The following is an 18509-nucleotide window of genomic DNA, read 5'->3' as shown; positions in this document are numbered from 1 at the left end:
CTTTCCGAAGTCTGATAGCGGGTGGAGGCGTGCGATGGCGGAGCAATCGGTCGGAGTGGATGTCGGCGGAACTTTCACGGATTTCGTCGCCTACGACCCGGACAAGCGGGAAATCCGCGTCTGGAAGAACCTCTCCACCCCGGCGAACCCCACCGACGGCGTCCTGACCGGCCTCGGCGAGGTCGAGAGTCCGATCGGCAATCTGCGCCTCGGCACGACGGTGGCAACCAATGCCATCCTGGAGCGCAAGGGCGCGCGCGTCGGCTATGTCACGACGGCCGGCTTCAAGGACATCCCCTTCATCCAGCGCGGCAACCGCAAGCACCACTACGATTCCCAGTGGCAGAAGCCGAAGCCGCTGATGAAGCGCCGCGACTGCTTCGAGATCGCCGAGCGGGTGATGGCGGACGGCACCGTGCTGACCGAACTCGACGAACAGGGCGTGCGGGATCTGGCGAAGCAGGTGAAGGCCGATGGCGGCATCCAGTCGCTGGCGGTCAGCTTCCTGTTCTCCTACGTCAATCCGGCGCATGAGCAGCGGCTGAAGGCCATCCTGGCGGAGGAATTGCCGGACATCCCGGTCTCGATCTCCTACGAGGTGCTGCCGAAGTGGAAGGAGTACGAACGTTCCTCCACCACCATCGCCGACGCCTTCGTGAAGCCGCTGGTGGCCAACTATCTGCACGATCTCGACCGGCGACTGGGCGAGCGTGGCGGCATCCGCAGCGTCTCCATCATCAAGTCGAACGGCGGCGAGATGACGCCCGACGCGGCCGCGGACGCGCCGATCCACATGACCGTCTCAGGCCCGACCGGCGGGGTGGTAGCGGCCAAGCACGTTGCGAAGCAGCTCGGCGTCGATCACCTGGTCACCTTCGACATGGGCGGAACCTCGACCGACTGCTCCACCGTCGTCGGCGGCCGCGAGAGCTTCACCACGGATTTCGAGATCGAGTTCGGCGTACCCATCCAGGTGCCGATGATCGACATCCGCACCATCGGCGCCGGCGGCGGCTCCATCGCCTGGATCGACAAGGGCGGCATGCTGCGCGTCGGCCCGCAGAGCGCCGGGGCCAATCCCGGCCCGGCCTGCTACGGCTTCGGCGGCACGGAACCGACCGTGACCGACGCCAATGTCATCCTGGGCCGCATCAGCCCGGACAATTTCCTGGGCGGCAGCATGAAGCTGGACGCGGCGAAGGCCCGCGCGGCCATGGCGACCGTCGCCGATCCGCTGGGCCTCTCGGTCGAGGAAGCGGCGCTGTCGGTCCTCAAGATCGTCGCCAACAACATGACCGGTGCGCTCCGTTCGGTGCTGACCGAGCGTGGCCTCGACCCGCGGGACTTCGCACTGCTGGCCTTCGGCGGCGCCGGCCCCCTGCATGTCGCTGACCTGATGGAGGAAGCCTCGATCCCGACCGGCGTCGTGCCCAACCATCCCGGCCAGTTCTCGGCCTTCGGCTTCATCATGACCGACGCCCGCGTCGATCTGGAGCGGACCGTGCAGATGACGTCGAAGAGCTTCGATCTGGACCGCGCCAACGAGGTGATGAAGCAGCTTGTCGATGACGCGCTCGGCAATCTGAAGCGCCAGGGCTACACCGAGGGCCTGTCGGTGCACCGCACGCTGGAGCTTCGCTATCTCGGCCAGAACTACGAGCTTGAGGTGCCGGTCAATTTCGAGACCTTCAACGAGGAAACCGCGGCGAAGGCCTGGAACACCTATCACGAGATGCATCTGGCCCGGTTCGGCTTCAACATCCCGCGCGAGGTGATCGAGGTGATCACCTTCAAATGCACGGCGGTCTCGGCCGCCTCGACGCCCGAACTGCCGACCCTGCCGAAATCCGACGGCGCGCCGTCCCCCGACGGCACCCGCACCGTGATATTCGAGGACGGCGCGGAAGAGACGGCGGTCTATCAGCGCGGCAGCCTGAAGGACGGCGACACGCTGAAGGGACCGGCGCTGGTGGAAGAACCGGCCTCCGTCACCGTCGTCAAGCCAGGACAGTCGCTGAGCGTCGACACCTGGGGCAACATGAGCATCACAGCGGACTGAGCGGAGAGCACGAAAATGATCGATCCGGCCAAGACCGACTTCGTCACCATGAACATCATCGAGAGCTCGATGATCTCGATCTGCCGCGAGATGGGCATCACCCTGATGAAGACGTCGTATTCGACGATCTTCAACGAGGCGCTCGATTTCACCTGCGCCATCGCCAGCCCCCAGGGCGAGATGTGGGCGGTGGCCGAGTTCTGCCCGGCGCAGATCGGCGGCATGCCGCTGATCATCCGCTCCAGCCTTGAGGAAATCCCGCTGGAGAGCATCGAACCGGGCGACGTGCTGGTCCACAACGACCCCTATCGCGGCGGTCTGCACACGCCCGAGCACACGCTGTTCTGCCCGGTCTTCGTCGACGACCAGCTGGTCGCCTTCACCGTCGCCATCGGCCATGTCGCCGAGGTCGGCGGCATGGTGCCCGGCGGCTTCGCCTCGGAAGCGACCGAGATCTTCCACGAGGGCATCCGCGTGCCGCCGGTGAAGATCAAGAAGCGCGGCGAGGATGTCGAGGAGGTCTGGAAGCTCTGGCTCGCGAATGTCCGCACCCCCCGCTACAACTACGGCGACATGCGCGCCCTGATCAGCGGCGTCGAGGTCGGCTCGGCCCGCATGGCCGAGACCGTGAAGAAGTACGGCACCAACGCCTTCAACTCGATCTGCGCCGACCTCATGGACTATTCCGAAGCCCGCATGCGCGCCGAGATCCAGGAGATCCCGGACGGGCGGTATGTCTTCGACGACTTCATGGACAATGACGGAGTCACCGAGGAAGAGATCCGCATCCACGTCGAATGCCACGTGCAGGACGACGAGATCGTGGTCGATTTCGACGGCTCCTCGCCGCAGGTGCCGGGCCCGATCAATGCCACGCTGGGTGTGACATGGTCGGCGGCCTACAACGCCGTGCTGCACCTGACCGACCCGTCGATCCCGAAGAATTCCGGCTGCTTCCGGCCGATCCGCGTGCTGGCGCCGGCGGGCACCATCGTCAATGTCGACTATCCGGCGCCGGAAGTCGGCGGCAACACCGAGACCCACCCGCGCATCGCCGGCACGGTGATCGGCGCGCTGGCGCGGGCGAAGCCGGACCGGGCCATGGCCTGCGAAGGCGGCACGCATCTCAATTTCGTCTTCGGCGGCGAGGACAAGAAGAACGGCGAGTATTTCGCCTGCTACGACATCGAACTGGTGGGCTGGGGCGCGACGCCGTCGGGCGACGGCAATGACGCCACCGACGCCATCAACGGCAATTGCAGGGTCATCCCGGTCGAGGTCTTCGAGACCCGCTATCCGTGGCTGACCGAGCAGTTCAGCCTGGTGCCGGACTCCGGCGGCGCCGGCCGGACGCGCGGCGGGCTGGGCACGCAGAAGACGCTGCGTTGCCTGGACGCGGAGATCACCGCCAGCCAGCTCTCCGACCGCCACGTCAACCGCGCCTACGGCCTGAACGGCGGCGGCGAGGGCCAGCCCGGCGCGACGCTGTTCCGCAAGGCCGGCACCGACGACTGGAAGCCGATGACCGAAGCCTTCGGCAAGGCCTCCAGTTCCAAATGGTCGAACATCAAGATCCGCCCCGGCGACAGCGTCCGCTTCGTCATGGCCGGCGGCGGCGGGATGGGTCCGGTCACGGAGCGCGACCCGCAGTCCGTGCAGGAGGACATCCTGGAGGGCTACATCACGCCGGAGACGGCGAAGGCGGTCTATGGCTATACCGCCGAGGGAGACGACTGATGCGCTTTTCCGACACCGGCTACTACATCGAGAGCTACGTCAAATGCGGCAATTGCGGCGTGCTGGTCTATGACGAGGGCGTCAAGTCGAGCCGGGCCGATCTGGCCGCCGAGACCTTCTGCTCCGACTGGTGCGTCAGCTGGAAGGACCAGAAGGCCGCCGGCGTCGCCGATCCCCGCATCAAGGCCGGCTGACGCAACGGAATGGCAGCTCCGCCTTTCGCGGCGTTGACTTGATCGGCCGAAACGTCGAATGACCTGACCCCGGAGCTGTGACGGGGAGGTCAGCATGTATCCCGGCGAATACGCCAAGAGCCGGCCGGACCATCCGGCGATCATCGACGCGCGCTCCGGCGCAGTCACGACCTATGCCATGCTGGACCGCGCCTCCAACCGGGTCGCGCAGTACCTGCATGCGAAGGGCCTGCGCCGGGGCGACTGCATCGCGGTCCTGCTGGAGAACACCCCGCGCTACTACGAGGTCGCATGGGCGGCGCTGCGTTCGGGGCTCTACATCACGCCAGTCAACCGCTACCTGCTGGCGAAGGATGTCGCCTACATCCTGGAAGACTGCAGCGCCAGGGCGCTGTTCACCTCGGCACGCTTCGCCGAGATCCTGCACGGCATCGAAGGGCAGGCGCCGGACTGCGCCATCCGGCTAGCGATCGGCGGCGCGGAAGCCGGTCTGCCGGATCTGGACGCGGCGCTGGCTGGCAGCCCCGAAACCCCGCTCGCCGATGAGCCGTTGGGTCAGATGATGCTCTACAGCTCCGGCACGACCGGCCGGCCCAAGGGCATCGTCCGTCCGCTGCCGGACCAGCACGTTTCCGACGGTTTCAGCCACGGCTACAGCGTCCGCGATTTCGGCATCGACGCCGACAGCGTCTATCTCTCCCCCGCGCCGCTCTATCACGCCGCCCCCTTCGCCTGGTCGCTGGGGGTCACCTGCAATGGCGGCACCGTGGTGCTGATGGACCGCTTCGACGAGGAGTGGGCGCTGCAGCTGATCGAGCGCTACCGCGTCACCTGCAGCCAGTGGGTCCCGACCATGTTCGTCCGCATGTTGAAGCTGCCTGAGGAGATCCGCGCGAAATACGACCTGTCCAGTCACCGGATGGCCGTCCACGCCGCCGCGCCCTGCCCGGTCGAGGTGAAGAAGCAGATGATCGAGTGGTGGGGGCCGATCATCAGCGAGTACTACGGCGGCTCCGAGGGCAATGGCCGCACGGTGATCCACAGCGCCGACTGGCTGACCCATCCCGGCTCGGTCGGCCGCGCCAACATGAACATCCCGCATATCTGCGACGATGACGGGCGCGAACTGCCGGTGGGCGAAAGCGGGCTGATCTATTTCGAGCAGGAGGGCGAGCCCTTCCGCTATCACAACGACCCCGACAAGACAGCCAAGAGCCGCCACCCGGTGCACCCCAACTGGACCACGCTGGGCGATGTCGGCTACCTCGACACGGACGGCTTCCTCTACCTGACCGACCGCAAGACCTTCATGATCATCTCGGGCGGGGTGAACATCTATCCGCGTATCATCGAGGACGCGCTGATCGTGCATCCGGAGGTCACCGACGTCGCGGTCATCGGCGTCCCGAACGACGAGTTCGGCGAGGAGGTGAAGGCCATCGTGCAGCCTGCCGACCCGGCCGCCGACCGCGGCGCGCTCGCATCCGAACTGGCGGCCTTCGCGAAGGCGAACCTGGCCGGCTACATGGTGCCGCGCTCCTTCGACTTCATGGACGAACTGCCCCGCCTGCCGACCGGCAAGCTGAACAAGAACGACCTCAAGGCGCCCTACTGGCAGCAGAGCGGCAAGCGCATCTGACCGGCAGTAGGGTCGGCCGTACCCTCCCGCAGCGGGTCACCCCCGATGGCGCAGCCACTCGGGGGTCCGGACCTTCGGCGGCAGGGTCGAGCCGATGGCGTGGCAGACGCCGACCGGATGCCCGCGCAGTGCGGGCATGACCATCTATCCTGAAATGCCCGTCTGTCTGGCCGTCACGGCCGCGGCGGGCGCTTCGTGTGCCAGTCGGTGGCCTGCTGGAAGGCGTGCCCGGCGCGGAGCACGGTCGCCTCATCGAAGGCGCGCCCGGCCAGCTGCAGGCTGACCGGCAGCCCGTCGGCAGCAAAGCCGCAGGGCACCACCAGCGCCGGCAGGCCGGTCAGGTCGAAGGGCTCGGTGTTGCGCAGGATGGCGCCGAAGATCGGCTCCTCGGTGCCGTTGATCGCGACGTTCACATCGCCGATGGGCGTTGCGGTGATGGCGATGCCGGGCGTCGCCAGTACGTCCACATCCTTCATCACCTCGGCCATGCTCTGACCCAGCATGCTGCGGTAGCGCTGGGCGTGCAGATAGTCCTTGGCCAGCACCTGATCGCCGATCTCCAGAAAGACCCGGACCTGATCGGTGAACAGGTCGATGCGGTCGTCCATGGTGTCGTCGTGATAGGCCGTGGCCTCGGCGGCGTAGATCGGGAAGGCCGCCGTGCCGGCCAGGCTGATATGCGGGATCTCGACCTCGACCAGCACCGCGCCGAGCTTCTCCAGCTCCTTCAGCGCCGCCTCGACCACGTCGGTGACCTGGGTCTGGGCGAGATCGTAGAAATACTCGCGGCAGATGCCGATCCGCATGCCCTTCACACCGCCGTCGATCCCGGAGAGATAGTCGTCGACCGGCCGGTCGGGCGCCGCCGCATCGCGGCCGTCAGCGCCAGCGGTCGCCTGCAGGATCAGCGCCGAATCCTTCGCCGTCCGCGACAGCGGCCCGGAATGGTCCATCGTCCAGCAGAGCGGCAGGATGCCGGTCCTCGGCACGCGCCCGTAGGTCGGTTTCAGCCCGGTCACGCCGCAGCAGGCCGCGGGCATACGGATCGAGCCGCCGGTGTCGGATCCCGTCGCCACGGGCGCGAGCCCCGCCGCGACGACCGCACCGGAGCCGCTCGACGATCCGCCGGTGATGCGGTCGGTATCCCAGGGATTGCGCGTCGGTCCGAAGCTGGAGTTCTCGCCGGTCGGGCCGTAGGCGAATTCATGCGTGTTCAGCTTGCCCAGCGTGACCATGCCGGCCTCGGCCAGCCGCGCCACCACGGTCGAATCCTCGGCCGGGGCATTGTCGGCCAGCACCCTGGAGCCGCCCGTCGTCAGCACCCCGGCCGTGGCGTAGAGATCCTTGTGGCCGATGGGCAGGCCATGCAGCGCGCCGCGCCGCTTGCCAGCCGAAATCTCGGCTTCCGCGGCCTTCGCCGTTTCCAGCGCGGCCTCGGCGGTCATCGTGACGAAGGCGTTGTAATGGCCGTTCTCGGCCTCGATGCGGTCGAGGAAGGCCTGCGCGATCTCGACGGGCGACGCCTTCTTCGCCTCGATCAGGTCCGACAGTTCGACGAGGTCGCAGAGGGTCAGGTCAGTCATCGGGCTTCACCTCGACGGGGCGGAAGACGGTCGCGGGTTCGGCGTCCTTCATCGGCAGCCGCCGTAGCGCCTCCAGGTTCTGGAACACCGGTTCCAGCGCCTCGGCCAGCGCGGCGGCGCGTTCGGGCGCCAGCGGATGACCCGCATTCTCGGCGGCGACGGCGGAGATGGTCCCGACGCTGATCGGGCTGCGTTGTCCCATGGTTCGGCTCCTCAGCTGGCGGCCTTCTTCTGGTTTTCGGTATCGGAGTCGCCGGCGCGGCCGCCGAACATTCCGCGCTGCCGCATGCCGAGCCAGTGGCCGTACTGGACCGGCATGTCGGCGAAAGCGCTCGGCTCCTGCAGCGCGATGGCCGCATGACGGGGAAAGTATGGATCGTTCAGGGCCTCGCGGGCCAGCGCGACGAGATCGGCGGCGCCGGCGCGGAGAATGCTTTCCGCCTGCGCCGGTGCGGTGATCAGGCCCACGGCCTGGGTGGCGATGCCGGCCTCGCGGCGGATATCGGCAGCGTGGCCCACCTGATAGCCGGGCGTCGCCGGTGGCAGCGTGTTCTCTCCATAGCCCGAAATGCCGCCCGAGGAGCAGTCGACCACGTCGACGCCCAGCGCCTTCGCCCGCTTCGCCAGTTCGATGGAATCCCCGATGGCCCAGCCATCCTTCTTCCCGTCGATGCAGGAGATCCGCAGGAAGAGCGGCATCGCGTCCGGGATGGCCCCGCGAACGGCCTCGACCAGTTCCAGCGTGAAGCGCATCCGGTTGTCTCGGCTGCCGCCATACTCGTCGGTGCGCCGGTTCGACATCGGCGAATAGAAGCTGTGGCTGAGATAGCCATGGGCGGAATGGATCTCGATCAGGTCGAAGCCCGCCGCCACGGCCCGCTTCGCCGCCGCCACCCATTCGCCGATCAGGTCGGCGATCTCGCTCTTCGTCAACTCGTGCGGGACGATCCAGCCCTCGTCGAAGGGCACGGGGCTGGCGCCGACGGTCTCCCAGGGCACCTCGCCCTTTGCGATCTCGCGTTCCGACAGCGGACAGTCGCCCTCCCAGGGCCGGCTGATCGAGGCCTTGCGGCCGGCATGGGCCAACTGGATGCCGATGGCCGCGCCGCGCGCCTTTACCGACTCGACCACCGGCCGCGCGGCGTCCATATGCGCGTCCGACCAGAGGCCCGTGTCGCCCCAGGTGATGCGGCCGCGCCGCTCGACGGCCGTCGCCTCGGTGAAGACGAGGCCGAAGCCACCCATCGCGAACTGGCTGAGATGCACGGTCTGCCAGTCGCCGAACATGCCTTCGGTCGCGCTGTACTGACACATGGGCGCGACCACGGCGCGGTTCTTCAGCGTCAGGCCGCGGATCTCGAAGGAATCGAATAGCTTGTTGCGGGCCATCCCGGTCAGGCGCCCCTCACCGTCTCGGTCCCGGCCCAGCTTTCCAGCGAGGGGACGTTGAAGTTCACCAGGAAGTCGATCTTGCGGAACTTCCAGACGCCGTCCTCGCGGACATATTGCTCGTCATAGTCGCCCAGGATCCAGCGGCTGACCTTCTCGCCGTCCTCCATCATCGTGCAGGGCATCAGGATACGCCAGAGACCGGTGGCCTCGTCGCCGTCCACGTCGATGACGAAGTTCATCGCCAGATGCGCCGCGAAGACGATCTGGGCCGAGATGCCACCGAAGAAGTCCTCGATCGCCTTGCGTCCCGCATGATGGCCGAAGACCGCGCTGGTCCAGACAGCATCGTCGGTGAAGAGCGGGCCCAGATGCGCCGGCTGGTACCCTAGGTCGCAGTGGTTCATGTAGACATGCTTCAGCTTCTTGATCGCCTCGGTCGATTCCAGGCGGTCGATGCGCTGTTCCAGCGTCAGACTCATGGCGGTTCTCCTCCTGCGTCGTCCGCGATTTCCCAATGCCCGGAATGGTAGGACCGCGCGGACCGGCGGATTAGGAGAATCGCGTCACAAAGCATGAAGACTCCCGCCCCGCGGTCATTCTGCTGTTGCCGGAACGGCTGCGGCATTGCCTGACTCCGGTTGCGACGCCAGAATTGGCGCGTCGCCAGGCGGCAGTCAGGAGGATCCGGTGATGCGTACCGACACCTCATCCACGATCTCATGGTACCAGGTGAACGATCAGCCGGACCACAAGCGGGTCATGGCCTGGGCCGACACGATCAACGACACCTACTACCCGCTGGACCTGAAAAGCCTGACCGGCGACTTCCGCACCGGCCGGGTGGGCATCTTCGACGTCAGCCGGATCCGGGTGGCGCAGGTGCACAGCGACCCGATGCTCTGCGTCCGCCGCCGCACCCATACGGCCCGCTCCGGCGGCGACTTCTATTTTCTGCCCATTCCGTATGACCGTCCGCTGGCTGTGGCGCAGAGGCATGGCACGCCAGCCGAGCTGGCGCCGGGCGACTTTTCGGTGATCTCGACCTACCAGCCCTATTCCTATGAACAGCCGACGGAGAACCGGCTGATCTCACTGCGGATCGACGGCGCCTATCTGCGCGAGCGCATCCCCGCGATCGACGATCTGCTTGGCCAGCACTGGTCCTCGGAGCGCCCGGCCGTGCGGCTCTTCACCGACATGGCGCGGTCCTTCGCCCGGAATGCGCCCGAACTGGATGCGGCGTCGGCCGCCCGCCTCGCCGGCACGCTGACCGATCTGCTGGCGCTGTCTCTGGAGGCGCCGGAAGGCGCGTATCTGAGCGCCGAGAGCCCGGTCCGGGCGGCGCACCGCAGCCGTATCTTCAATGCCGTCGAACGCCATCTGGCGGACCCGGCCCTGTCACCGGCGCAGATCAGCCGCGAACTGGGACTCTCGATGCGCTACATCCAGAAGCTGCTGGCAGAGCGCGACGAGTCGCTCTCCGGCCTGATCCGCCGCCGCCGGATCGCGGCGGCCAGGGCCGACCTCGCCGACCCGGGGCGCGCCAATCTCTCCGTCGGCGCAATCGGCTTCGGCGTCGGTTATGTCGACGCCGCCTATTTCAGCCGCGTCTTCCGGGCAGAGACCGGCATGACGCCCAGCGAATACCGGCGTCAGTCCCTCAACTGATCTGTTCCCGGATCACCGTCTGACCTGCCCAGGAGGTCCCGGCGGGCACGTTGAAATTGAACAGGATGTCCAGCTTCCGGATCAGCCAGCGCTCGTCCTGGCGGACATAGTCGTCGCGGTAGTCGATCAGGATCTGCCGCGCGACCGGTTCTCCCTCCTCGACGAACGTGCCCAGCAGGATCGCGCGCCATATCCCCGTCGCCGTGTCGCCATTCACCGCGATCACGGGGTTCATGCCCAGATGGGCGCAGAAGGGCAGCACTGCCGACGCACCGTTGAAGAAGTCGCGGATCGCCTCCCGTCCTTCGTAGTGACCCAGCTCGGCGTTGGACCAGACCCCGTCCTCGGTGAACAGCGGCGCGATCCGGTCGCCCAGCAGGCCGACATCGTTGTAGTGCCAGTACAGGTTCTTGAGATGGACGATTTCCTCGATATCCGACATGACGGCCTCAGCTCGGCGAGGCGCCGACGATGCGGCCCAGCAGCACGCTCTGGTGCCAGCAGACCAGCTTCCAGCCGTCGCCGCCGAGATACCAGGTCAGGGTGAAACCCATGAAACGCTGCCGGAAGCCCGCGTCGCGCGGTTTGCCGCGGAAGGTGGAGAAGCCGCTGACGTGTCCGGTCGTGCCGAACACCTTCACGTTCACCTCACGCGGGACCCACTGGAAGAACTCCCAGAGGCTCTCTCCGGCGCCCTTCGCGTGAAAGTCGATGTGGTCGATGATTTCCGTCCTGGTCATGCGCCAGGGGAAATCCTCGTCCAGGGTTTCCGATTCCTCGTCGAAATAGGTCCAGAACTTCTCGATGTCGCCGTTCAGCGCATCGGTCCAGTCCTGGAACACTGCCGTCAGGCTCTCCACCGTCGCTTCGTCTGCCATGATGCCCCGTCCTCCGGATTAGTTTCCGGAACGAGGCTAGGGCCGGCGGCGTCAGGCCTTTAGGAACATCGCGCCTGAACGTCTTCAGTATCGCGCCCTTGGCGGACCGGCGGTCAGGTTGCCGCCGGCACGATGGCGAGGCTGCCCGAGGACTTGCGGCTGACCTTCGCGCCCGGGCCGACCACGACGGTGGTGAAGCTGCTCTCGACGATGGCGGGGCCGTCGATCTCGTCGCCGGCGGTCAGTTCGTCGAAGCTGTGGATCGCCGCGTCGGTCCAGCCTGCATCCTTGAAATAGGCGAAGCGGCGGGCGGCATTGCCGGTGCCCGCCGACTGGTCGGACAGGCTGGACAGATGACCCTTGCGCAGGCGGCAGCTCACTCGTGCGGACCAGCCGATGATCTCGACCTCGGAATCCGGGTCGCTGATGGCGAAGACCTCGTCATGCGCGGCATGGAAGTCGGCGACCAGATTGCGGACATCCGCCTCGGAGGCGAAGCTGTCGCCGCGCAGCGGGACCTCGATCTCCCAGACCTGGCTGGGATAGCGCGCCTCGGCGGTGAAGCCGATGGTGGTCTCGGTCGCCCCCTCGCCCGGGCCTTCGGCGAAGGCCTCGCACTGCGCCTTCAGCTCGGCCAGCACCGCGTTGACGCCCTCGATGTCGAACTTGTCGGTGGTGGTGTAGTGGGTCGCCCGCGCGTCGGAGATCAGTTCCGACATCAACGCGCCGGCGGCCGAAAGGCCCGCGCCCACATCCGGGATCAGGACCATCGGGCAGTTCAGCCGCTGGCCGATCCGCTCGGAATTCAGCCCCGCCGCGCCGCCGCCGCCGATCAGCACCGCCTTCGCCGGGTCGATGCCCTGGTTGACGGTGATGTCCATGATCGCCTGCACCATGTTCTCGGTCGCGACCTGCACGATGGCGATGGCCGCGTCCTCGACGGAAATGCCGAGCCGGGAACTCACCTTCTTTTCGATGGCGCGTTTCGCCGCCTCCCGGTCGAGGCGCATCGCGCCGCCCAGGAAGTAGTCCGGATCGACATAGCCCAGCGTCACGCAGGCGTCGGTCAGCGTCGGCTCCTGGCCGCCCTGGCCGTAGGCCGCCGGACCGGGCACGGCCTGTGCCGATTGCGGCCCGACATGCAGCAGCCCGCCATCGTCCACCCAGGCGATGGAGCCGCCGCCGGCGCCGATGGAGCGCACATCGACCGAGGGGAAGCCCGTCATGTGGCCGCGATACTCGCCGCCCACCCAGGTTTCGCGGGTCCACGGAATCCGCCCGCGCCGCACAAGGCTGAGGTCGTAGGTCGTGCCGCCGGTGTCGGCGACGATGGCGGTCTCGGCCTTCGCATCCACATCGGCGAAGTGCCGCCCGGCAACCGGCGCCATGGACGGTCCCGAATTGATCAGATGGACCGGCATCTCGGCCGCGTCGGCGGCGTCGATCACACCGGCGCCCGAGGTCACGATCAGCACGCGCCCGCCGAAGCCCGCCTCGCTCAGACGGCCCTGCAGGTTGCGCATGTAGGCGCCCATCAGCGGCTTCAGCGAGGCGTCGATGGCGGTCGAGGAGGCCCGGCGATATTCGCGCAGCGACGGGTTAAGGCGGTTGGAGAGCGTGTAGGGGACGCCCGGCAGATGCTCTTCCAGCAATTCGCCGATGCGTGCCTCGTGCTTTCCGTTCACGATCGACCAGAGCAGGCAGACCGCGACGGCCTCGACGCCAGCCGCCTTCAGCTTGCCGATGGTCTCGATCACCTGCGCCTCGTTCAGCTCGGTCAGCACGCTGCCATCGGCGCCGATCCGCTCGTCGATCTCGAAGGTGAGCGAGCGCGGCACGTAGGGATCCGGATAGGGGACGGTGAAGTTGAACACGTCCGACCGGCCGCCCTCGCGCAGCACCAGGATGTCCGGATGCCCCGCCGTGGTCAGGAAGGCGGTCTTCGCCGTCGCGCCGGTGATGATGGCGTTGATGGCGCGCGTGGTGCCGTGGATGAACAGCGTGCCCTCTTCCAGCAGATCCGCCAGCGGGCGCTGGAAATGATCGGCCGCGACCTGCAGGCTGTCGATCACGCCCCGTATCGGATCGTCGGGCGTGGTCGCCGCCTTGAACATGTTCAGCCGGCCGTCCGACTGCTCGACCAGCAGGTCCGTGAAGGTGCCACCGGTATCGACCGCAAAACGCATTATCCGCATCCCTCAAGTTGTACGCATTGGTCCAACGCGGCTCTCTGCGCCGCGGCTGTAGGATTCCCGCCGAAACCGCCCGGGAGGGGATGGCGATGGAAAAGACGCTGGGCGTAACGCCCATTTCGATGCTGATTGCGGCAGCGCTGATCTACGGGCTGGTGTTCCCGTTCAACGCGCTGGCCACGGAGGCCGGCGCGACCTTCTTCGGTCACGCCTTCTGGCAGGTCTTCACGGGCGGCGTGGCGCTGTTCGCCGTTGCGCTGGCGCGCGGCCGCACGGTCAGCTTCCGCTGGACCTTCTTCAGGGCCTACGTGATGGTCGGCGCCTTCGGTTTCGGCCTGCCCATGGCGCTGCTGACCCTGGCCGGGCCGCACCTGCCCAAGGGCATCCTGCCGCTGGTGCTCGCGCTCTCGCCGATCTTCACCTACCTGGTCAGCACCGTCTTCCGCCTCGACCGCATGTCGATCTACGGCGTCATCGGTATCGCGCTCGGCTTCGGCGGTGTCGCGGTCGTGCTGGCGCCCGACAGCGCCCTGCCCGGCGAGGATTCGGTCAGCTGGTTCATGCTGGCGCTGATCGTGCCGTTCATGCTGGCCATCGCCAACGTTTCCGCCGCCCTGCTGCGCCCGCCCGAGACCACCTCGGTGGTCATGGGCAGCGGTTTCCTGCTCGGCGCGGCAATCTCGCTGTTTCCGCTGATGCTGATCTTCGGCCAGTTCTACGTGCCCGCCAGCGCCGGTCTGCTCGTTCCGACCCTTGGATCGGCGGCCGTGAACGGCGTCTTCATCGTGCTGTTCGCCGAGATCGTGCGGCGCTTCGGCCCGACCTTCTTCGCCCAGTTCAACTATCTGGCCGTGGTCGCGGCCCTCGGCTGGGCTTTCGTCTTCTTCGCCGAACTGCCATCGGTCTACGCGCTGGTGGCGCTGGCCCTCATGGCGACGGGCGTTCTGATCTCGGAACTGCGTCATCGGGGTCGCGATCCGGCGCCCTAGGCCCTCAGCGCAGCCGTCGCCTGGGCATCGACGCGCCCGTTCGCATCCAGCGCGACGCGGTAGACCTCGCGCGCCCGATCCGCGCTGACCCAGCCCTCGCGCACGTCGCGGCGCACCAGTTCGGGGTCGCGCTTGGCCGGTGCGCCGTAACCGCCGCCGCCGCAGCAGTGGGAGACGATGGTCTCGCCCGTCTTCAGCGTGACCACGGTGGAGTTCTCCGTCGGGGTCACTTCGCCGCCCGTCGCCTTGCGAATGCCCTGGAAGGCGTTGCCGCCCAGGCCGCCGCCGCGCACGCCCTGCGCCGGGTTGTAGGTGCCGTCGGAGACGAAGGCGACTTCCATGTCGCCCCGTGTCGGGCCGAACTCGACCAGCATGCCCGGCCCGCCCTTCTGCTTGCCCGCGCCTTCCGAGTCGGTGATGAAACGGCGCGTGCGGACCAGCAATGGCTGGCGCATCTCGTCCAGTTCGATGCTGTCCTGATAGCAGAGCCCGGCATTGCCGACATGGCCGAGCGTGATCCAGGCATCCGTGGACGGCGCCCCGGCACCGCCGGTCATGGCGAGGAAGAGCTGGTTCACATAGCGCTCCTTCGTCACCGGATCGTAGCCGGAGACGACGCCGACCGATGCCGGCAGGATGGCGCCGGATTCGGCCATTCCGAAACCTTCCTCCAGTTCGGCGATCGCGGCCTGCACCGAATTGGCGACCCGGTCGGCAACGTTGGTCGTGGCGACCGAGCAGCTGGTCGGGTGTTCGGGAATGCCGCAGATGGCGTTCTTCTTCAGCTTGATGTCGAGACGGCGGAAGGCGCCGGCATTCTTCGGCACGGTCGGATCGATGGAGTTGAACACCCCGATCATCGCCGCGGTCCGTGCGCAGGCCTCCGACAGGTTCAGCCCGCAGGGCAGCGCGTCCATGTTGTCGGTCAGGTCGACGGTGATCTTCGCAGCCTCCCGGTCGACATTGACGGAGACGTTGATCGGAATGCCGTCTTCCGGCGTGCCGGGTACGGGATCGTGGCGGCTGGTCCATGTCGTCGAGCCGCTCGGCAGCTTGCCGATGGCGTTGACCATGCGGCTTTCGGTGTAGTCGAACCACTGTCCGGTGAAGTCGTGCAGCGTGTCCCAGCCGACCTCCTCGGCCAGCGCCAGCAGTTCGCGCTCGCCGATCCGGGCCGCGCCGATCATGGCGAGATAGTCGCCCCACCACTGTTCGGGCACGCGGATGCGCATCATGCACATCCGGACGATGTCCTCGTTGTTCCTGTAGTTCTCCTGGACCTTCACGCCCGGGAAGATCAGCGCGCCCTCGTTGTAGACGTCCTTGGCGTTGCCCATGTAGGTCGTCGGCTCGGAGTTGCCGCAGTCTGCCTGATGGGCCTTGGCGAGAACGGTGAAATGATGCGTGCCCTCGTCGTCGATCACGGGGACGATCAGTGTGTGGTCGGCCGGATGCGAGCAGCCGTGATAGGGCGAGTTGTGCAGGAAGGCGTCGCCCTTCTTCAGATCCGGGTGAAACTCCTTGATCGAGCGCGCCATCAGGTCCGGGCCGCTGAGCACGTGGATCGGCAGGCTTTCCGCCGTCGCCAGCAGCTGGTCGTCCGCAGTGATGATGCAGCAGGAGAAGTCGCGGGCGATGTTGAGCACGCCCGAGCGGCCGGTGCGCAGCAGCGTGTTCGCCATCTTGCGCGCGACGCCCTCGAGGCGGTTGTTCAGAATGGCGAGCTGAACGCCATCGATCTGCTTGCCACCGGCTTTCACGTTCATCGGCCCCGCTCCCTTCCTGCTTCCCATGCGTTCACCATGCACGCCATCCGCCATCGACCGGTAGGATCACGCCGTGCACTGACTTGGCGTCATCGGAAGAAAGGAAGACGACGGCGCCTGCCATGTCCTTCGCCGGCAGGAAATCGTCGCCCGACGGCGTCCGCTCCCGCATCTTCGCGGCCCAGTCCGGATCGGCGCGCAGGTCGGCGTTCATCGGCGTGACGATGTTGCCGGGCGCGATGGCGTTGACGTTGATGCCGTGCTCGGCCAGTTCCAGGCAGAGCGACTTGGTGAGGTTGTTCATGCCGCCCTTCGAGGCGCAATAGGCGGCGGACTGCGGAAAACCGCCGATGCCGGCGATCGAGCTGACCATGACGATCTTGCCCCAGCCCTGCGCCTTCATGTGGGGCACCGCGGCCTGCGACAGGAAGAAGGCGCTCTTCAGATTGACGTCGATCTGCTGGTTCCAGTTGGCCTCGTCGACCTCCTCGATCGGCCGCGGCATGAAGACACCGGCATTGTTGATCAGGATATCGACCGGCCCCAGCGCGGCGCCGACATCCTCCCAGAGCCGCCGGATCGCGGCCACGCTGGCGATGTCGCACTGGAAGGCGGCGGCATTGCCGCCCGCGGTGCGGATGCGGTCGACGATGCCGGCCGCGGTCTCGCGGTTGCTGCGGTTGACGATGGCGACCGCCGCGCCTTCGGCCGCAAGCGCCAGTGCGATCTCGGCGCCGATGCCCTGGCTGCCACCGGTGACCAGCGCCACACGTCCCTTGAGTTTCACAGTTCCGTCTCCCCCAGAGACGCCGAAGGCCCCGCCCCGGATCACCGGAACGGGGCCCCCGACTGTCAGCAAGACCGACCGATCAGCGCGCGATGTAGGTGTAGCGCTTGCCGAACAGCACATCCATCGGGACGGGCTCGGAGATCGTGTAGCTGTCCGCCACGGCAGGCTTGCCGTCGGTGGTTTCCACGATCAGGTACGGGCCGTAGTTCTGATGATGCAGCGTCGGCGTGAAGGTCCGGGTACCGATCAGGAAGGGCTCGTCCTTGAACTTCTCCATCTCGGCCACGACCGCGTCGGTGTCGAAGGTGCCGGCACGCTCCACGGCGCGGGCCCACATCTCGACCACCAGGTAACCCGGGTAGGTGTACTGGCTGTTCGGACGCTCGCCGAAGCGGGCTTCGTACTTCTTGTTGAACTCCTCGACCTCGGGACGCGGATCGTCGCCGTAGATCGACGCCTGCTCCGGCACGTAGTGGCCGGTCAGGCCTGGCACGGAGTCGAGCCAGTAGGTGCCGCTCATCGAGGAGCCGCCGGCCAGGGCCGAATTGATGCCCGCCGCGCGGATCTGACGGAGCGCCGAAGCGCCGCCCGGCACGTAGGAGCAGTTCATGATGATGTCCGGCTCGGTCGGCAGGTTCTTGATGCGGGTGATCTGGGCCGCGATCGAGGCGTCGTTGTTCAGGTAGACGTCGTGACCGAGGATCTCCAGGCCCAGCTTCTCGCGCCACATCCAGTCAAAGCCGTAGCAGATGCCCTTGTTGTACTCGATGGTGGTGTCGAGAAGGATGTAGGCCGTCTTCCAGCCCTTGGTCTTCATGCCCCACTCGGCGATGGTCGCGCCCTGCACGGCCGCGAGGATCGAGGACGAGAAGGCATTCTTGCCGACGCCCTGGATACCGGCCAGCACGCTTTCAGCGCACAGGAAGATGGCGACCTTGTTGGCGTTCTTGGCCGCCAGCGCCGCCGGCGCGCCGAAGTCGTAGTCGCAGTCGACCGCAACCATCTCGGCGCCTTCGTTCAGCACCTGCTGGCCGGCCTTGGCGCCTTCGACACGGTCGGTCTTGGCGTCGGCCATGACCGCCTTGATCTGCTTGCCGAGCAGTCCGCCCTTGGCGTTGATGTCGTCGATGGCGATCAGCGCCGCATTGGTCGACGGCTGGCTGTACGCCTGCATCCAGCCGGAATAGGAAGCGGCGAAGCCGATGACCACTTCGTCTTCGGCTACCGCCGACGTCGTGGCCAGGCCGAGAGCCGCCAGACCCGCAAATGCGGAAGTTGCTAGTTTTCTCATAGGACTTGAAGCCTCCTGTCAGTTACGCGAACCCGTTCGCTGATCCGCCGGGTTCCGGAACGGCAACCGCCGCCGGCCCTGGCCGCGCAGTGCCCGTCGCGCTGGCAAATATGCTACGGCAAATCATGGACCTGACAACCGTCCGGACCCCCTCCGGGCTTGGACCGAAGCGCCCAAAAGACCCACAGTTTGCGCACGAAACGGCTCCGAAAGCCACTTCCGGCCGTTATTCTTACAAGCAATATCAACAGGTTACGTCTATGCTGCACATGCGTTGACCACTGCTTACTACTTGTCGCTTTCCGACAAGCTGTCTAACCTCCGCCCAGCG

General features: G+C 66.8%; 16 protein-coding genes. 6 read left to right on the top strand and 10 right to left on the bottom strand.

Annotation, left to right across the window (positions count from 1 at the left end; genetic code table 11):
- Window positions 1-34: 34 nt before the first annotated feature.
- From ACMVY4_RS05290 to ACMVY4_RS05275, 4 genes are all read left to right on the top strand, one after another.
- On the top strand, window positions 35-2059 hold the full coding sequence (locus ACMVY4_RS05290) for a hydantoinase/oxoprolinase family protein (protein ID WP_416899141.1): 2025 nt from the start codon (window positions 35-37) through the stop codon (window positions 2057-2059).
- Between the two features lie 15 nt (window positions 2060-2074).
- Window positions 2075-3796: a hydantoinase B/oxoprolinase family protein gene (locus ACMVY4_RS05285; protein ID WP_416899140.1), complete on the top strand. Its 1722-nt coding sequence runs from the start codon at window positions 2075-2077 to the stop codon at window positions 3794-3796.
- The gene (locus ACMVY4_RS05280) at window positions 3796-3990 is read left to right on the top strand and encodes a hypothetical protein (RefSeq protein ID WP_416899139.1); all 195 of its coding nucleotides are present in this window, start codon (window positions 3796-3798) and stop codon (window positions 3988-3990) included. The genes ACMVY4_RS05285 and ACMVY4_RS05280 overlap by 1 nt, the downstream gene beginning before the upstream one ends.
- A 94-nt stretch (window positions 3991-4084) precedes the next feature.
- Window positions 4085-5629, top strand: coding sequence for an acyl-CoA synthetase (locus tag ACMVY4_RS05275; protein WP_416899138.1), 1545 nt, complete (start codon window positions 4085-4087; stop codon window positions 5627-5629).
- Window positions 5630-5802: 173 nt separating this feature from the next.
- Here the strand turns inward: ACMVY4_RS05275 and ACMVY4_RS05270 are convergent, their stop codons facing one another.
- From ACMVY4_RS05270 to ACMVY4_RS05255, 4 genes are read right to left on the bottom strand one after another with little or no spacing between them, the layout of a single operon-like run.
- A complete protein-coding gene (locus tag ACMVY4_RS05270) occupies window positions 5803-7212 on the bottom strand; it encodes an amidase (protein WP_416899137.1) in 1410 nt (469 codons plus the stop codon).
- The gene (locus tag ACMVY4_RS05265; protein WP_416899136.1) at window positions 7205-7414 is read right to left on the bottom strand and encodes a hypothetical protein; all 210 of its coding nucleotides are present in this window, start codon (window positions 7412-7414) and stop codon (window positions 7205-7207) included. The genes ACMVY4_RS05270 and ACMVY4_RS05265 overlap by 8 nt, the downstream gene beginning before the upstream one ends.
- An 11-nt stretch (window positions 7415-7425) precedes the next feature.
- Complete coding sequence (locus ACMVY4_RS05260) at window positions 7426-8601, bottom strand: NADH:flavin oxidoreductase/NADH oxidase (protein WP_416899135.1); 1176 nt, start codon at window positions 8599-8601, stop codon at window positions 7426-7428.
- 5 nt (window positions 8602-8606) lie between these two features.
- Entirely contained in the window at window positions 8607-9083 is a 477-nt protein-coding gene (locus ACMVY4_RS05255; RefSeq protein WP_416899134.1) for a nuclear transport factor 2 family protein, read from the bottom strand.
- A gap of 211 nt (window positions 9084-9294) precedes the next feature.
- Between ACMVY4_RS05255 and ACMVY4_RS05250 the strand changes: the two genes are divergently transcribed.
- Window positions 9295-10272, top strand: a complete 978-nt coding sequence (locus ACMVY4_RS05250) for a helix-turn-helix domain-containing protein (RefSeq protein WP_416900256.1) — start codon at window positions 9295-9297, stop codon at window positions 10270-10272.
- Here ACMVY4_RS05250 and ACMVY4_RS05245 read toward each other — a convergent pair.
- The 3 genes from ACMVY4_RS05245 to ACMVY4_RS05235 form a co-directional block, all read right to left on the bottom strand.
- On the bottom strand, window positions 10265-10714 hold the full coding sequence (locus tag ACMVY4_RS05245) for a nuclear transport factor 2 family protein (protein WP_416899133.1): 450 nt from the start codon (window positions 10712-10714) through the stop codon (window positions 10265-10267). The two genes, ACMVY4_RS05250 and ACMVY4_RS05245, sit on opposite strands and share 8 nt — an antisense overlap.
- 7 nt (window positions 10715-10721) lie before the next feature.
- Window positions 10722-11150, bottom strand: coding sequence for a nuclear transport factor 2 family protein (locus ACMVY4_RS05240; protein WP_416899132.1), 429 nt, complete (start codon window positions 11148-11150; stop codon window positions 10722-10724).
- A gap of 113 nt (window positions 11151-11263) precedes the next feature.
- Window positions 11264-13336, bottom strand: coding sequence for a hydantoinase/oxoprolinase family protein (locus ACMVY4_RS05235; RefSeq protein ID WP_416899131.1), 2073 nt, complete (start codon window positions 13334-13336; stop codon window positions 11264-11266).
- A 95-nt stretch (window positions 13337-13431) separates the two neighbouring features.
- On the opposite strand from ACMVY4_RS05235, the gene ACMVY4_RS05230 reads away from it, so the two are divergent.
- The gene (locus ACMVY4_RS05230; RefSeq protein ID WP_416899130.1) at window positions 13432-14331 is read left to right on the top strand and encodes a DMT family transporter; all 900 of its coding nucleotides are present in this window, start codon (window positions 13432-13434) and stop codon (window positions 14329-14331) included.
- On the opposite strand, the gene ACMVY4_RS05225 is transcribed toward ACMVY4_RS05230, so the two are convergent.
- The 3 genes from ACMVY4_RS05225 to ACMVY4_RS05215 form a co-directional block, all read right to left on the bottom strand.
- Window positions 14328-16097, bottom strand: a complete 1770-nt coding sequence (locus tag ACMVY4_RS05225; RefSeq protein ID WP_416899129.1) for a hydantoinase B/oxoprolinase family protein — start codon at window positions 16095-16097, stop codon at window positions 14328-14330. The genes ACMVY4_RS05230 and ACMVY4_RS05225 overlap by 4 nt on opposite strands.
- 31 nt (window positions 16098-16128) lie before the next feature.
- Complete coding sequence (locus ACMVY4_RS05220; protein ID WP_416899128.1) at window positions 16129-16884, bottom strand: SDR family NAD(P)-dependent oxidoreductase; 756 nt, start codon at window positions 16882-16884, stop codon at window positions 16129-16131.
- Window positions 16885-16966: 82 nt separating this feature from the next.
- The gene (locus tag ACMVY4_RS05215; protein ID WP_416899127.1) at window positions 16967-18178 is read right to left on the bottom strand and encodes an ABC transporter substrate-binding protein; all 1212 of its coding nucleotides are present in this window, start codon (window positions 18176-18178) and stop codon (window positions 16967-16969) included.
- Window positions 18179-18509 lie beyond the last annotated feature (331 nt).

It is taken from the genome of Minwuia sp. (assembly GCF_048007105.1).
Classification (GTDB): domain Bacteria; phylum Pseudomonadota; class Alphaproteobacteria; order Minwuiales; family Minwuiaceae; genus Minwuia.
The sequence above is the reverse complement of the archived record's forward strand: the minus strand, read 5'-3'. Positions and strand labels throughout refer to the sequence as shown.

Excerpts from the sequence above, each read along its gene's own strand:
- ACMVY4_RS05275 (WP_416899138.1), top strand. The coding sequence starts at position 4,085 with ATGTATCCCGGCGAATACGCCAAGAGCCGGCCGGACCATCCGGCGATC.
- ACMVY4_RS05265 (WP_416899136.1), bottom strand. The coding sequence starts at position 7,414 with ATGGGACAACGCAGCCCGATCAGCGTCGGGACCATCTCCGCCGTCGCC.
- ACMVY4_RS05270 (WP_416899137.1), bottom strand. The coding sequence starts at position 7,212 with ATGACTGACCTGACCCTCTGCGACCTCGTCGAACTGTCGGACCTGATC.
- ACMVY4_RS05230 (WP_416899130.1), top strand. The coding sequence starts at position 13,432 with ATGGAAAAGACGCTGGGCGTAACGCCCATTTCGATGCTGATTGCGGCA.
- ACMVY4_RS05260 (WP_416899135.1), bottom strand. The coding sequence starts at position 8,601 with ATGGCCCGCAACAAGCTATTCGATTCCTTCGAGATCCGCGGCCTGACG.
- ACMVY4_RS05235 (WP_416899131.1), bottom strand. The coding sequence starts at position 13,336 with ATGCGTTTTGCGGTCGATACCGGTGGCACCTTCACGGACCTGCTGGTC.
- ACMVY4_RS05225 (WP_416899129.1), bottom strand. The coding sequence starts at position 16,097 with ATGAACGTGAAAGCCGGTGGCAAGCAGATCGATGGCGTTCAGCTCGCC.
- ACMVY4_RS05245 (WP_416899133.1), bottom strand. The coding sequence starts at position 10,714 with ATGTCGGATATCGAGGAAATCGTCCATCTCAAGAACCTGTACTGGCAC.
- ACMVY4_RS05250 (WP_416900256.1), top strand. The coding sequence starts at position 9,295 with ATGCGTACCGACACCTCATCCACGATCTCATGGTACCAGGTGAACGAT.
- ACMVY4_RS05285 (WP_416899140.1), top strand. The coding sequence starts at position 2,075 with ATGATCGATCCGGCCAAGACCGACTTCGTCACCATGAACATCATCGAG.
- ACMVY4_RS05255 (WP_416899134.1), bottom strand. The coding sequence starts at position 9,083 with ATGAGTCTGACGCTGGAACAGCGCATCGACCGCCTGGAATCGACCGAG.
- ACMVY4_RS05280 (WP_416899139.1), top strand. The coding sequence starts at position 3,796 with ATGCGCTTTTCCGACACCGGCTACTACATCGAGAGCTACGTCAAATGC.
- ACMVY4_RS05215 (WP_416899127.1), bottom strand. The coding sequence starts at position 18,178 with ATGAGAAAACTAGCAACTTCCGCATTTGCGGGTCTGGCGGCTCTCGGC.
- ACMVY4_RS05240 (WP_416899132.1), bottom strand. The coding sequence starts at position 11,150 with ATGGCAGACGAAGCGACGGTGGAGAGCCTGACGGCAGTGTTCCAGGAC.
- ACMVY4_RS05290 (WP_416899141.1), top strand. The coding sequence starts at position 35 with ATGGCGGAGCAATCGGTCGGAGTGGATGTCGGCGGAACTTTCACGGAT.